This window comes from Streptomyces sp. NPDC001222 (assembly GCF_042896945.1).
GTDB classification, from domain to species: Bacteria; Actinomycetota; Actinomycetes; order Streptomycetales; family Streptomycetaceae; genus Streptomyces; species Streptomyces gibsoniae.
The window spans coordinates 206361-219533 of the sequence record NZ_JBIAXT010000012.1 but is presented as its reverse complement, the minus strand read 5'-3'; the positions used below and the strand labels follow the sequence as shown (position 1 = coordinate 219533).

Sequence of the window (13173 nt, the reverse complement as noted above, 5' to 3'; positions counted from 1 at the left end):
GAGACGTAACCGCGACCGCGCTCGACGGTCAGCTCCATCTCCAGCTTGCCCTTGCCGTTGAGCGTGGCGAGGACGAGGTCGGGGTTGTGCACCTCGACACCGGCCGGGGGCGCGATGTCGGCGGCGGTGACGAGACCCGGGCCCTGCTTGCGCAGGTACATCACGACCGGCTCGTCGTGCTCCGAGGAGACGACCAGCTGCTTGATGTTGAGGATCAGGTCGGTGACGTCCTCCTTGACGCCCGGCACGGTGGTGAACTCGTGCAGAACGCCGTCGATGCGGATGGACGTGACCGCCGCACCCGGGATCGAGGAGAGGAGCGTACGACGCAGGGAGTTGCCGAGGGTGTAGCCGAAGCCCGGCTCCAGCGGCTCGATCACGAACCGGGAGCGGAACTCGTCGACGACCTCTTCGGTCAACGAGGGACGCTGAGCGATCAGCATGTGTGGATCAGATCCTTCATTCGTGGACGCCCGCTATTTGACGTCCGACGGAGACCGCACCCGTGAAAGGTGCGGGTACTGCAAGGGTACGGGCGGTACGGCCCGAAGAGGCCGTACCGCCCGGAAACCACTGCCCGGCGGTTGCCGGACGAAGCAGCCGTGCGTCAGACGCGGCGGCGCTTCGGCGGGCGGCAGCCGTTGTGCGGGGTCGGGGTGACGTCCTGGATGGAGCCGACCTCGAGGCCCGTGGCCTGCAGGGAACGGATAGCGGTCTCACGACCGGAGCCCGGGCCCTTGACGAACACGTCGACCTTGCGCATGCCGTGCTCCTGGGCGCGGCGGGCAGCCGACTCGGCGGCCATCTGCGCGGCGAACGGCGTGGACTTCCGGGAGCCCTTGAAGCCGACGTGGCCGGCGGAGGCCCAGGAGATCACGTTGCCGGACGGGTCCGTGATCGAGACGATCGTGTTGTTGAACGTGCTCTTGATGTGCGCGTGGCCGTGAGCGACGTTCTTCTTTTCCTTGCGGCGCACCTTCTTGGCAGCGCCCTGACGTCCCTTGGGGGGCATCTACTAACTCCTACGGGAGGTGGTCGGTCCTACAGCGAAGACCGTGGACAGGTGTCCGCTGCGGACTACTTCTTGCCCGGCTTCTTCTTGCCGGCGATGGCGCGACGCGGGCCCTTGCGGGTACGGGCGTTGGTGCTGGTGCGCTGACCGCGGACGGGCAGACCGCGGCGGTGCCGCAGACCCTGGTAGCAGCCGATCTCCACCTTGCGGCGGATGTCGGCCTGGATCTCACGACGGAGGTCACCCTCGGTCCTGATGTTGTTGTCGACGTACTCGCGGATCGCGACGAGCTGCTCTTCGGTCAGGTCGCGAACGCGGGTGTTCGGGTCGACGCCGGTCGCAGCCAGCGTCTCCTTCGAGAGGGTCCGGCCGATGCCGAACACGTAGGTGAGGGCGACCTCCACGCGCTTTTCGCGCGGGATGTCAACACCGGAAACGCGTGCCATTCAATGGCTCCAGTTAACTACTCGGAGGTCTTCCACAGAACCGACTCCCAGCCGCCGTACGAGGTACGAACTGGGTCCCCGGCCTCCGAACCGGGGGTGTCGAGCCATACGGCTCGGGCCCTGCGTATGAACTATTCAGCTTGCGTCGCGCGAATCTCTGCGTATCAGTGCAGAGGGTGCGGTCCTGCGTCAGCCCTGGCGCTGCTTGTGGCGCGGGTTGTCGCAGATGACCATGACCCGGCCGTGACGGCGGATCACCCTGCACTTGTCGCAGATCTTCTTGACGCTCGGCTTGACCTTCATGGGTGTGAGGTTCTCCGGGTCAGTGCCACCACCCCGCGTGAGCGGGATGCGCCCCCTGCGGATGCGGGGGGCGGGCAAGATCTACTTGTAGCGGTAGACGATCCGGCCACGCGTCAGGTCGTACGGAGAAAGCTCCACCACGACCCGGTCGTCAGGGAGGATGCGGATGTAGTGCATACGCATCTTGCCGCTGATGTGTGCCAGGACCTGGTGGCCGTTCTGGAGCTCGACCTTGAACATGGCGTTCGGCAGAGACTCGACGACAGTGCCCTCGATCTCGATGGCACCTTGCTTCTTGGCCACGCTTCGCCCTTCGAATCGACTACCTTGATCGACCCCGTACGAGCGCATGCGGACATGCGGATGCACGAGAGCCGACGAGTCAGTCTACGTCAGCGCACCAGGAAACACGAATCGGGGGAGTCTGCCCCATGCCGAAGATCATTATGCGAGAGGGTCGGGAGCAACGGTGACGCCGTACTCCGCGAGCTTGGCCCTGCCGCCGTCGGGAGCCGTGAGCACCAGCGGGCCCTGCTCGGTCAGGGCGACGGAGTGCTCCCAGTGCGAGGACCAGGTGCCGTCGGTGGTGATGACGGTCCAGTCGTCCTTGAGGACCTCGGTCCGCGGCGTGCCGAGCGAGACCATCGGCTCGATGGCCAGACAGAAGCCGGGCACCAGCTTCGGGCCCTTCCCGCGCCGCCGGTCGACGTAGTTCAGCAGGTGCGGGTCCATGTGCATCTCGGTGCCGATGCCATGGCCGCCGTAGTCCTCGATGATCCCGTAGCGCCCGCCGCCCGGCTTGGGCTGCCGGCGGATGTACGTCTCGATCGCCCGGGAGACGTCCACGAGCCGGTGTCCCTGCTTCACGGCCGCGATCCCGGCCCACATGGACTCCTCGGTCACCCGGGACAGCTCGATCAGCTCCGGGGCGTGACCGGATCCCACGAAGGCGGTGAACGCCGCGTCCCCGTGCCAGCCGTCCACGATCGCGCCGGCGTCGATGGAGATGATGTCGCCGTCCTTCAGGACCACCTCGTCGGAGGGGATGCCATGGACGACCACCTCGTTCACGGAGGTGCAGATGGTCGCGGGGAAGCCGCCGTAGCCCAGGAAGTTCGACTTCGCCCCGTGCTCGGCGAGGACCTTGCGCGCCACCTCGTCCAGGTCCTTCGTCGTGGCGCCCGGCACCGCCGCCTCACGGGTGGCCGCGTGCACGGCGGCGACGACCAGCCCCGCCTCACGCATCTTGGCGATCTGCTCGGGGGTCTTGATCTGCACCATGAGGGCTGCGGCCTTTCTGACCGGGGCTACGAATACCTTCAACGATACGGGGACACGCCATCCGGCCCGGTTCGCGTGCGGGGAGGGCATCCCGCCGGGCCGGCGGGGGCTCGGGGGCCGGGCTTCCGGAGATCCGGCGCCACCGGCACCGCCCACAGCTCGGCCGCGGCCCCCGGCAGGGGAACCGCGGCCGTGGCGGCGACGACTACTTGTCGCCGTCCTTCTGCTTGAGCGCCTCCATCGCGCGCCCGGTGACCTCTTCCACCTTGCCGAGCGCCGAGATGGTGACCACCAGGCCCTGGGCCTTGTAGTAGTCGATGATCGGCTCGGTCTGCGTGTGGTAGACCTCCAGCCGCTTGCGGACGGTGTCCTCGGAGTCGTCGTCGCGCTGGTACAGCTCACCGCCGCAGATGTCGCAGACGCCCTCCTGCTTCGGGGGCTTGTACGACACGTGGAACACGTGCGACGAGTCGTTGCGGCACACGCGGCGGCCCGCGATGCGCTTGACGACCTCGTCCTCGGGGACCTCCAGGTCCAGTACCGCGTCCAGCTTCATGCTCTCGGCCTTGAGCATCTCGTCCAGCGCCTCGGCCTGCGAGACGTTGCGCGGGAAGCCGTCGAGCAGGAAGCCGCCTCGCGCGTCCGGCTGCTCCATACGGTCCTTGGCCATCGCGATGGTGACCTCGTCCGGGACCAGGTTGCCCGCGTCCATGTAGGACTTCGCGAGCTTCCCGAGCTCCGTCTGGCGGCTGATGTTGGCGCGGAACAGGTCGCCCGTGGAGATGTGCGGGATCGACAGGTTCTTGGCGAGGAACGCAGCCTGCGTTCCCTTGCCGGCACCGGGCGGCCCGACGAGGACGATTCGCATCAGCGGAGGAACCCTTCGTAATTGCGCTGCTGGAGCTGGCTCTCGATCTGCTTCACCGTCTCGAGGCCGACACCCACGATGATCAGGATGCTGGTCCCACCGAACGGGAAGTTCTGGCTCGCCCCGAAGCCAACCAACGCCATTGTCGGTACGAGAGCGATCAGACCCAGGTACAGCGAACCCGGCCAGGTGATCCGGTTGAGCACATACGACAGGTACTCAGCGGTGGGCCGACCGGCCCGGATGCCCGGGATGAAGCCACCATACTTCTTCATGTTGTCCGCGACTTCCTCGGGGTTGAATGAGATCGCCACGTAGAAGAACGCGAAGAAAACGATCAGGAGGAAGTACACGGTGATGTAGATCGGGTGGTCACCCTTGGTGAGGTTGTTCTGGACCCAGGTCTTCCAGCTGGAGTTGCCGCCCGCGAACTGGGCCACCAGGCTCGGGATGTAGAGCAGCGACGAGGCGAAGATCACAGGGATCACACCCGCCTGGTTGACCTTCAGCGGGATGTACGTGGACGTGCCTCCGTACGACCGGCGTCCGATCATGCGCTTGGCGTACTGCACGGGGATCCGCCGCTGGGCCTGCTCGACGAACACGACCAGACCGACCATGACGAGACCCACGAGGATCACGGTGGAGAACTCGATCCAGCCCCCGGCCAGCTTGCCCTGGAGCTTGATCGCCCACAGGGCGCTCGGGAAGGTCGCGGCGATCGAGATGAACATCAGGATCGACATGCCGTTGCCGATACCGCGGTCGGTGATGAGCTCACCGAGCCACATGACGACACAGGTGCCCGCCGTCATCGTGACGACCATGGTGATGGTGGTGAAGATCGACTGGTCCGGGACGATCTGGGTCGCCACCGGGCAGCCGTTGAACAGCGCGCCGCTGCGGGCCGTCGCCACCAGGCCGGTGCCCTGCAGGATGGCGAGCGCCAACGTCAGGTAGCGGGTGTACTGCGTGATCTTCGCCGTACCGGCCTGGCCCTCCTTCTTGAGGGCTTCGAGGCGCGGGATGACCACGGTCAGCAGCTGGAGAATGATGCTCGCCGTGATGTACGGCATGATGCCCAGCGCGAAGACCGTGATCTGCAGCAGCGCTCCGCCGCTGAACATGTTGATCAGGCTGAACAGCCCGCGGTTCGAGCTGGCCACCTGCATGCAGGTCTGGACGCTCTTGTAGTCGACGCCGGGGATCGGGATGTGCGTACCGACCCGGTACACCACGATGATCCCGAGCGTGAAGAGCAGCTTCTTGCGCAGGTCGGGCGTCCTGAACGCCCGGGCGAACGCGGTGAGCACGGTGCCTCCTGCGACCCCCGCGCAACTGCGTCAAGGGTGATGGTCTTGAGATTCCGACTGAACGAACAACGACATAGGTAACGGTCGACTGCCGCCTCGAGTGCCCGAACCGCGGCACCCTGTGAAAGTTGGCAGTGCAGGCCACCTTACCGGCGAGACTGCCCCCCTTGGAACGACCAACCGGGGATACCCCTTATGTGGGATATCCCCGGTTGCGACCGTTCAGGTCATCGAGACGTCCGAAAGACTCAGACGAGCTCGGTGACGGTACCGCCGGCAGCGGTGATCTTCTCCTTGGCGGAGCTGGAGACGGCGTCGACCGTCACCTGCAGCGCCACGGAGATCTCGCCCTGGCCGAGGACCTTGACGAGGCTGTTCTTGCGAACGGCACCCTTGGCCACCAGACCCTCGACCGTGACCTCGCCACCCTCGGGGTAGAGCGCGGCCAGCTTGTCGAGGTTCACGACCTGGAACTCGGTCTTGAACGGGTTCTTGAAGCCCTTCAGCTTCGGGAGGCGCATGTGGAGGGGCATCTGCCCACCCTCGAAGCGCTCCGGAACCTGGTAGCGGGCCTTGGTGCCCTTGGTACCACGACCGGCCGTCTTACCCTTCGACGCCTCACCACGACCGACACGGGTCTTGGCGGTCTTGGCGCCCGGGGCGGGACGGAGGTTGTGGATCTTGAGCGGGTTGTTCTCCGCCATGATCAGTCGACCTCCTCGACCGTCACGAGGTGGCGGACGGTGTGCACCATGCCGCGGAACTCGGGGCGGTCCTCCTTGACGACCTGCGTGTTGATGCCCTTGAGACCAAGGGACCGCAGGGTGTCACGGTGGTTCTGCTTGCTGCCGATGTAGGACTTGACCTGCGTGATCTTGAGCTGCGCCATGATTACGCACCCGCCCCGGCACGCGCACGCAGCAGGGCCGCGGGAGCAATGTCCTCGAGCGGCAGACCACGGCGAGCCGCGATCTCCTCGGGACGCTGCAGACCCTTCAGGGCCGCCACGGTCGCGTGCACGATGTTGATCGCGTTGTCGGAGCCGAGCGACTTCGACAGCACGTCGTGGATACCGGCGCACTCGAGCACGGCACGCACCGGACCACCGGCGATAACACCGGTACCGGGCGACGCGGGCTTCAGGAGCACAACGCCGGCAGCCTTCTCACCCTGGATGGGGTGCGGGATGGTGCCCTGGATCCGGGGGACCTTGAAGAAGTGCTTCTTGGCCTCCTCAACGCCCTTGGCGATGGCGGCCGGCACCTCCTTGGCCTTGCCGTATCCGACACCCACGGTGCCGTCACCGTCGCCCACCACGACCAGCGCGGTGAAGCTGAAGCGACGACCACCCTTCACAACCTTGGCGACGCGGTTGATCGCGACGACGCGCTCAACGTACGCGGTCTTCTCGGCGGCAGCAGCGCCGCCGTCACGGCCCTTCCGGTCCCGCCGCTCGCCGCCACCGGCACCGCCACCGCGGCGCTGGGGTCCAGCCATTGGATTTACCTCTCTCTTTTCCGCTAGCTACGGCGGCTCAGAACCTGAGCCCGGCCTCGCGGGCGGCGTCCGCCAGAGCGGCGATGCGCCCGGCGTACTGGTTGCCACCACGGTCGAACACGACAGCCTCGACACCGGCGGCCTTGGCACGCTCGGCGACCAGGGCGCCGACCTGCTTGGCCTGCGCGGACTTGTCGCCCTCGCCACCGCGGACCGACGCGTCCAGCGTGGACGCGGAAGCCAGGGTGTGGCCCTTGAGGTCGTCGATCACCTGCGCCACGATGTGGCGGTTGGAGCGGGTCACGACCAGACGGGGACGCTCCGCCGTACCCGAGACCCGCTTGCGGATCCGGATGTGACGGCGCTTGATCGCGGCGCGCTTGTAGGCGTCGCCCTTGAGGATCTTCTGCCCGTATGCCATGGCTTACTTACCCGCCTTTCCGACCTTGCGGCGGATGACTTCGCCCTCGTACTTGACGCCCTTGGCCTTGTACGGGTCAGGCTTGCGCAGCTTGCGGATGTTGGCCGCAACCTCGCCGACCTTCTGCTTGTCGATGCCCTCGACCTGGAAACGGGTCGGGGTCTCCACCTTGAAGGTGATGCCCTCGGGGGCCTCGACCAGGATCGGGTGGCTGTAGCCGAGGGCGAACTCGAGGTTCGATCCCTTGGCGGTCACGCGGTAACCGACACCGCTGATCTCGAGCTTCTTCACGTAACCCTGGGTCACGCCGGTGATCATGTTCGCCACCAGCGTGCGGGACAGGCCGTGGAGGGCCTTGTTCTGACGCTCGTCGTTGGGACGGGTCACCTGGAGGGTGCCGTCCTCGTTCTTGACGATCTCGATCGGCGAGACGAGGTTGTGGGTCAGCTCGCCCTTGGGGCCCTTGACCGAAACCGCGTTGCCGTCGATGGTGACGTCCACGCCGGCGGGAACCGCGATGGGGAGCTTGCCGATGCGCGACATAGCTGTTTCCTCCGTTCCCTTCCGTTACCAGACGTAGGCGAGGACTTCCCCACCCACGCCCTTCTTGCCGGCCTGCTTGTCGGTGAGGAGCCCGTGGGACGTGGAGATGATCGCCACGCCCAGGCCGCCGAGCACCTTCGGCAGGTTGGTGGACTTCGCGTAGACCCGGAGACCGGGCTTGGAGATCCGCTTGATGCCCGCGATGGAGCGCTCACGGTTCGGGCCGAACTTCAGCTCGAGGACGAGGTTCTTGCCGACCTCGGCGTCCTCGATCTTCCAGCCCGTGATGAAGCCCTCCTGCTGGAGGATCTCCGCGATGTGAGACTTGATCTTCGATGCCGGCATCGTCACGGAGTCGTGGTACGCCGAGTTCGCGTTCCGCAGACGCGTCAGCATGTCTGCGATCGGATCAGTCATGGTCATGAATTGGCCTTCGGCCTCTCTCGCCGGGGTTTCCTGGTGCGCCATCCCTCTCCCCGATCCGAGACGGGACGGGTGCGGCGCGGTGGACCTACGGCGTAGTAAGTCGTACGGGCGACAGACGCCCAACCCCACAAGCCTAAGGCATGTGAGATGGGACGCCTGCCGACCCAGATGCTTACCGAGAGCCCGGCATCAACCCAAGTGGGCTGTTACCAGGAGCTCTTGGTCACGCCCGGCAGCTCGCCACGGTGAGCCATCTCACGAAGGCACACGCGGCACAGGCCGAACTTGCGGTACACGGAGTGCGGACGGCCGCAGCGCTGGCAGCGGGTGTAGCCACGCACACCGAACTTGGGCTTGCGAGCAGCCTTGGCAATCAGAGCCTTCTTCGCCATCTCGCTCACGCCTCCTTGAACGGGAAGCCGAGGTGACGAAGGAGCGCACGGCCCTCAGCGTCGTTGGTCGCCGTGGTGACCACGGTGATGTCCATGCCCCGGGTACGGTCGATCTTGTCCTGGTCGATCTCGTGGAACATGACCTGCTCCGTGAGACCGAAGGTGTAGTTGCCACGGCCGTCGAACTGCTTGGGGGACAGGCCGCGGAAGTCGCGGATGCGCGGCAGCGCGAGCGACAGGGTGCGGTCCAGGAACTCCCACATGCGGTCGCCACGGAGCGTGACGTGGGCACCGATCGGCTGGCCCTCACGCAGCTTGAACTGCGCGATGGACTTGCGGGCCTTGGTGACGGCCGGCTTCTGACCGGTGATCGTGGTGAGGTCGCGGATGGCGCCCTCGATCAGCTTGGAGTCGCGGGCGGCGTCGCCCACACCCATGTTGACCACGATCTTGACGAGGCCGGGGATCTGCATGACGTTCTCGTACTTGAACTCGTCACGCAGCTTGCCCGCGATCTCCTCGCGGTACTTCTGCTTCAGACGCGGAGTGGTGGTGGTAGCCATCAGATGTCCTCACCCGTCCGCTTGGCAACGCGGATCTTGTTGCCGTTCTCGTCGAAGCGGTAGCCGACACGCGTGACGACCTTGTTGCCGTCCTTCTCCACGACCAGCTGAACGTTGGACACGTGGATCGGGGCCTCGGTGGTCACGATGCCGCCGGCCTGGGAACCCCCAGCCGTCGGACCGGCCTTGGTGTGCTTCTTGACCCGGTTGACACCCTCGACCAGGACACGCTCCTCGCGCGGGTAAGCGGCAATGACCTTGCCCTGCTTGCCCTTGTCCTTGCCGGTGATGACCTGGACCAGGTCACCCTTCTTGATCTTCATGCTTACAGCACCTCCGGCGCGAGCGAGATGATCTTCATGAACTTCTTCTCGCGCAGCTCACGGCCGACGGGGCCGAAGATACGGGTGCCGCGAGGGTCGCCGTCGTTCTTCAGAATGACGGCGGCGTTCTCGTCGAAGCGGATGTACGAGCCGTCCGGACGGCGGCGCTCCTTGACGGTGCGAACGATGACCGCCTTGACGACGTCACCCTTCTTCACGTTGCCACCGGGGATCGCGTCCTTGACGGTGGCGACGATGACGTCACCGATGCCCGCGTAGCGGCGACCGGAGCCACCGAGCACACGGATGCAAAGGATCTCCTTCGCACCAGTGTTGTCGGCGACACGCAGTCGCGACTCCTGCTGGATCACGTCTATCTCCTGATTGTCTGCCGGTTCCCCGGGGGCCACTCGACGAGCGGCCCCCGGAGCCTGGCGGAACTGTCCTGCGAGGAATGCCTCGCAGGAGAATTACTTGGCCTTCTCGAGGATCTCGACGACGCGCCAGCGCTTGCTCGCGGACAGCGGCCGGGTCTCCATCAGGAGGACGCGGTCGCCGACACCCGCGGCGTTCTGCTCGTCGTGCGCCTTGAGCTTGTTCGTACGGCGGATGACCTTGCCGTACAGCGCGTGCTTGACACGGTCCTCGACGGCGACGACGACGGTCTTGTCCATCTTGTCGCTGACGACGAGACCCTCACGGGTCTTGCGGAAGCCGCGCGCCTCAGTGTTCTCAGTCACGTTGTTCTCGCTCATCAGGCGTTCTCCACCGTTTCGATGCCCAGCTCACGCTCGCGCATCAGGGTGTAGATCCGCGCGATGTCCTTGCGGACCGCCTTCAGACGGCCGTGGTTCTCGAGCTGGCCCGTCGCCGCCTGGAAGCGGAGGTTGAACAGCTCTTCCTTGGCCTCGCGGAGCTTGCCCAGAAGCTCCTCGTTGCCCAGCTCGCGCAGCTCGGACGCCTTGGTACCGGCCGACATCACGCTTCACCTGCCTCGCGCTTGACGATCCGGCACTTCATCGGCAGCTTGTGGGCCGCACGGGTCAGCGCCTCACGGGCGATCTTCTCGTTGGGGTACGACAGCTCGAACATCACGCGTCCGGGCTTGACGTTGGCGATCCACCACTCAGGAGAACCCTTACCGGAACCCATGCGGGTCTCAGCGGGCTTCTTGGTGAGCGGACGGTCCGGGTAGATGTTGATCCAGACCTTGCCACCACGCTTGATGTGACGCGTCATGGCGATACGAGCGGCCTCGATCTGACGGTTCGTCACGTACGCCGGGGTGAGCGCCTGGATGCCGTACTCGCCGAACGCAACCGTCGTGCCACCCTTGGCAGCGCCGTCGCGCTTCGGGTGGTGCTGCTTGCGGTGCTTGACCCTACGGGGGATCAGCATGTCGGTCAGGCCTCCGTTCCGGTGCTCTCAGCCGGAGCGGACGCGGGAGCCTCGGCCTTGGGGGCCTCGGCGCCGGCAGCCTGCTGCGGCTTGCGACCGCGCCGCTCGCCACCGCGGCCACCACGGGCCGGGCGGTCGGCACCACCACGGGCCGGGCGGTTACCCGCACGGGCCGCAGCGTTCTCGGCGCGGACCTCGGCGATGTTCTTGACGTCGCCCTTGTAGATCCAGACCTTCACACCGATGCGGCCGAAGGTCGTCTTGGCCTCGAAGAAGCCGTAGTCCACGTTCGCACGGAGCGTGTGCAGGGGCACACGGCCCTCGCGGTAGAACTCCGAGCGGGACATCTCGGCGCCACCGAGGCGGCCACCGCACTGGATCTTGATGCCCTTGGCGCCCGCCTTCATCGCCGACTGCATGCTCTTACGCATGGCGCGACGGAAGGAGACGCGGGAGGAGAGCTGCTCGGCAACGGCCTGAGCAACCAGCTGAGCGTCGGTCTCGGGGTTCTTGACCTCGAGGATGTTCAGCTGGACCTGCTTGCCCGTGAGCTTCTCGAGGTCGCCGCGGATGCGGTCGGCCTCGGCGCCACGGCGGCCGATGACGATGCCCGGACGAGCGGTGTGGATGTCCACCCGCACGCGGTCACGGGTGCGCTCGATCTCAACCTTCGAGATACCGGCGCGCTCCATGCCGGACGTCATCATCCGACGGATGGCGACGTCTTCCTTGACGTAGTCCTTGTACAGCTTGTCGGCGTACCAACGCGACTTGAAGTCGGTCGTGACACCGAGCCGGAACCCATGCGGGTTTACCTTCTGGCCCATTACCGGGTTCCTTCCTTGCTGCTGACGACCACGGTGATGTGGCTGGTCCGCTTGCGGATCCGGTAGGCACGGCCCTGGGCACGCGGACGGAACCGCTTCAGGGTCGGGCCCTCGTCGACGTAGGCCTCGGAAATGAAGAGGCCGTCGACGTCGGCGTGGTCGTAGTTGTGCGCGGCGTTGGCAATGGCGCTGTCGAGCACCTTGCCGACCGGTACCGAGGCTGCCTGCGGAGCGAATCGCAGAACAGCCTGGGCCTCCGTGGCGTCCATGCCACGGATGAGGTCCACCACACGGCGGGCCTTCATGGGCGTGACGCGGATGTACCGCGCCTGGGCCCTGGCTTCCATGGTTGTCCCTTCAGAGTTACTTACGTGTCTGAATGCGATCCGCGGTTAGCGGCGCTTCGACTTCCTGTCGTCCTTGACGTGACCCCGGAAGGTGCGCGTCGGCGAGAACTCGCCGAGCTTGTGGCCGACCATCGACTCGGTGACGAACACCGGGATGTGGGTCTTGCCGTTGTGCACCGCCAGCGTGTGACCCAGCATGGCCGGGACGATCATCGAGCGGCGGGACCAGGTCTTGATGACGTTCTTGGTGCCGGCTTCGTTCTGGGCGTCCACCTTCTTCATGAGGTGGTCGTCGACGAAGGGCCCCTTCTTCAGGCTACGAGGCATCTCAACCCGTCCTTAGCGCTTCTTGTTCGTCTTGCGGCGGCGGACGATGTACTTGTTGCTCGCCTTCTTGGCGGAACGAGTACGGCCTTCCTTCTGACCCCACGGGGACACCGGGTGGCGACCACCGGAGGTACGACCCTCACCACCACCGTGCGGGTGGTCGACAGGGTTCATGACCACACCACGCACGGTCGGGCGGACGCCCAGCCAGCGCTTGCGGCCGGCCTTGCCCCAGTTGATGTTCGACTGCTCGGCGTTGCCGACCTCACCGATGGTGGCGCGGCAGCGCGCGTCCACCATGCGGATCTCGCCGGACGGCATACGGAGCGTCGCCATGGCACCCTCACGCGCCAGCAGCTGCACGGAGGCACCTGCGGAGCGGGCGAGCTTGGCGCCGCCGCCCGGACGGAGCTCGATCGCGTGGATCGTGGTACCGACCGGGATGTTGCGGAGCGCCAGGTTGTTGCCGGGCTTGATGTCGGCCGCGGGGCCGTTCTCGACCCGGTCGCCCTGCGACAGGTTGCGCGGGGCGAGGATGTAGCGCTTCTCGCCGTCGGCGTAGTGCAGCAGCGCGATACGCGCGGTGCGGTTGGGGTCGTACTCGATGTGCGCGACCTTCGCCGGCACGCCGTCCTTGTCGTGACGACGGAAGTCGATCACGCGGTAGGCGCGCTTGTGTCCGCCACCCTGGTGGCGAACGGTCACACGACCGGCGTTGTTACGGCCGCCCTTGCTGTGCAGGGGGCGGACCAGCGACTTCTCCGGCGTGGACCGCGTGACCTCGACGAAGTCGGCGACGCTGGCGCCACGACGGCCCGGCGTAGTCGGCTTGTACTTGCGGATTCCCATTTCTCAGTCCTCGTCCGATATCGGACGATCCGACCCG

Annotated in this window: 25 protein-coding genes; all 25 read right to left on the bottom strand. The window is 66.1% G+C overall.

Going from position 1 to position 13173, the window contains the following annotated elements; genetic code table 11:
• Positions 1-443, bottom strand: a 443-nt coding sequence (locus tag ACFY2Z_RS19090; protein WP_362355900.1) for a DNA-directed RNA polymerase subunit alpha, incomplete at its 3' end; no start/stop codon positions are given.
• Between the two features lie 164 nt (positions 444-607).
• On the bottom strand, positions 608-1012 hold the full coding sequence (gene rpsK, locus ACFY2Z_RS19085) for a 30S ribosomal protein S11 (RefSeq protein WP_003956432.1): 405 nt from the start codon (positions 1010-1012) through the stop codon (positions 608-610).
• Positions 1013-1077: 65 nt separating this feature from the next.
• Complete coding sequence (gene rpsM / locus ACFY2Z_RS19080) at positions 1078-1458, bottom strand: 30S ribosomal protein S13 (RefSeq protein ID WP_311696765.1); 381 nt, start codon at positions 1456-1458, stop codon at positions 1078-1080.
• 189 nt (positions 1459-1647) lie between these two features.
• Positions 1648-1761 (bottom strand): 50S ribosomal protein L36, encoded by a 114-nt coding sequence (gene rpmJ / locus ACFY2Z_RS19075; protein WP_003974245.1) that lies wholly within the window; start codon positions 1759-1761, stop codon positions 1648-1650.
• An 81-nt stretch (positions 1762-1842) separates the two neighbouring features.
• Entirely contained in the window at positions 1843-2064 is a 222-nt protein-coding gene (gene infA / locus ACFY2Z_RS19070) for a translation initiation factor IF-1 (RefSeq protein WP_003948620.1), read from the bottom strand.
• Between the two features lie 141 nt (positions 2065-2205).
• Positions 2206-3042 (bottom strand): type I methionyl aminopeptidase, encoded by an 837-nt coding sequence (gene map, locus ACFY2Z_RS19065; RefSeq protein WP_390745274.1) that lies wholly within the window; start codon positions 3040-3042, stop codon positions 2206-2208.
• A 205-nt stretch (positions 3043-3247) separates the two neighbouring features.
• A complete protein-coding gene (locus ACFY2Z_RS19060) occupies positions 3248-3910 on the bottom strand; it encodes an adenylate kinase (RefSeq protein ID WP_390745273.1) in 663 nt (220 codons plus the stop codon).
• Positions 3910-5223: a preprotein translocase subunit SecY gene (secY, locus tag ACFY2Z_RS19055; RefSeq protein WP_390745272.1), complete on the bottom strand. Its 1314-nt coding sequence runs from the start codon at positions 5221-5223 to the stop codon at positions 3910-3912. The genes ACFY2Z_RS19060 and secY overlap by 1 nt, the downstream gene beginning before the upstream one ends.
• 248 nt (positions 5224-5471) lie before the next feature.
• A complete protein-coding gene (gene rplO / locus ACFY2Z_RS19050) occupies positions 5472-5927 on the bottom strand; it encodes a 50S ribosomal protein L15 (RefSeq protein WP_390745271.1) in 456 nt (151 codons plus the stop codon).
• A gap of 2 nt (positions 5928-5929) precedes the next feature.
• On the bottom strand, positions 5930-6112 hold the full coding sequence (gene rpmD / locus ACFY2Z_RS19045; protein WP_003974250.1) for a 50S ribosomal protein L30: 183 nt from the start codon (positions 6110-6112) through the stop codon (positions 5930-5932).
• Positions 6113-6114: 2 nt separating this feature from the next.
• Positions 6115-6720, bottom strand: a complete 606-nt coding sequence (gene rpsE / locus ACFY2Z_RS19040) for a 30S ribosomal protein S5 (RefSeq protein WP_365161927.1) — start codon at positions 6718-6720, stop codon at positions 6115-6117.
• 37 nt (positions 6721-6757) lie between these two features.
• The gene (gene rplR / locus ACFY2Z_RS19035) at positions 6758-7141 is read right to left on the bottom strand and encodes a 50S ribosomal protein L18 (RefSeq protein ID WP_365161929.1); all 384 of its coding nucleotides are present in this window, start codon (positions 7139-7141) and stop codon (positions 6758-6760) included.
• Positions 7142-7144: 3 nt separating this feature from the next.
• Positions 7145-7684: a 50S ribosomal protein L6 gene (gene rplF, locus ACFY2Z_RS19030; RefSeq protein ID WP_390745270.1), complete on the bottom strand. Its 540-nt coding sequence runs from the start codon at positions 7682-7684 to the stop codon at positions 7145-7147.
• Between the two features lie 24 nt (positions 7685-7708).
• Positions 7709-8107 carry a 30S ribosomal protein S8 gene (rpsH, locus tag ACFY2Z_RS19025; protein WP_007494756.1) on the bottom strand — a complete coding sequence of 133 codons (399 nt, stop codon included), beginning with the start codon at positions 8105-8107 and terminating at the stop codon, positions 7709-7711.
• A gap of 209 nt (positions 8108-8316) precedes the next feature.
• Positions 8317-8502 (bottom strand): type Z 30S ribosomal protein S14, encoded by a 186-nt coding sequence (locus tag ACFY2Z_RS19020; protein WP_003948630.1) that lies wholly within the window; start codon positions 8500-8502, stop codon positions 8317-8319.
• A gap of 5 nt (positions 8503-8507) precedes the next feature.
• Positions 8508-9065, bottom strand: a complete 558-nt coding sequence (gene rplE, locus ACFY2Z_RS19015; protein ID WP_023547375.1) for a 50S ribosomal protein L5 — start codon at positions 9063-9065, stop codon at positions 8508-8510.
• Positions 9065-9388, bottom strand: coding sequence for a 50S ribosomal protein L24 (rplX, locus tag ACFY2Z_RS19010; protein WP_265566060.1), 324 nt, complete (start codon positions 9386-9388; stop codon positions 9065-9067). Before rplX ends, rplE begins: the two co-directional genes overlap by 1 nt.
• Positions 9389-9390: 2 nt before the next feature.
• On the bottom strand, positions 9391-9759 hold the full coding sequence (gene rplN / locus ACFY2Z_RS19005; protein WP_003998823.1) for a 50S ribosomal protein L14: 369 nt from the start codon (positions 9757-9759) through the stop codon (positions 9391-9393).
• A 99-nt stretch (positions 9760-9858) separates the two neighbouring features.
• The gene (gene rpsQ, locus ACFY2Z_RS19000) at positions 9859-10143 is read right to left on the bottom strand and encodes a 30S ribosomal protein S17 (RefSeq protein WP_263231444.1); all 285 of its coding nucleotides are present in this window, start codon (positions 10141-10143) and stop codon (positions 9859-9861) included.
• Positions 10143-10367 (bottom strand): 50S ribosomal protein L29, encoded by a 225-nt coding sequence (gene rpmC / locus ACFY2Z_RS18995; RefSeq protein WP_018564811.1) that lies wholly within the window; start codon positions 10365-10367, stop codon positions 10143-10145. Before rpmC ends, rpsQ begins: the two co-directional genes overlap by 1 nt.
• Positions 10367-10786, bottom strand: coding sequence for a 50S ribosomal protein L16 (gene rplP / locus ACFY2Z_RS18990; RefSeq protein WP_103837549.1), 420 nt, complete (start codon positions 10784-10786; stop codon positions 10367-10369). The genes rpmC and rplP overlap by 1 nt, the downstream gene beginning before the upstream one ends.
• A gap of 5 nt (positions 10787-10791) precedes the next feature.
• Positions 10792-11613, bottom strand: a complete 822-nt coding sequence (gene rpsC, locus ACFY2Z_RS18985; protein ID WP_003998826.1) for a 30S ribosomal protein S3 — start codon at positions 11611-11613, stop codon at positions 10792-10794.
• Positions 11613-11960 carry a 50S ribosomal protein L22 gene (rplV, locus tag ACFY2Z_RS18980; protein ID WP_390745269.1) on the bottom strand — a complete coding sequence of 116 codons (348 nt, stop codon included), beginning with the start codon at positions 11958-11960 and terminating at the stop codon, positions 11613-11615. The genes rpsC and rplV overlap by 1 nt, the downstream gene beginning before the upstream one ends.
• 45 nt (positions 11961-12005) lie before the next feature.
• Positions 12006-12287 (bottom strand): 30S ribosomal protein S19, encoded by a 282-nt coding sequence (rpsS, locus tag ACFY2Z_RS18975; protein ID WP_053759516.1) that lies wholly within the window; start codon positions 12285-12287, stop codon positions 12006-12008.
• 12 nt (positions 12288-12299) lie between these two features.
• Positions 12300-13136 (bottom strand): 50S ribosomal protein L2, encoded by an 837-nt coding sequence (rplB, locus tag ACFY2Z_RS18970; RefSeq protein ID WP_311696774.1) that lies wholly within the window; start codon positions 13134-13136, stop codon positions 12300-12302.
• Positions 13137-13173: the final 37 nt, after the last annotated feature.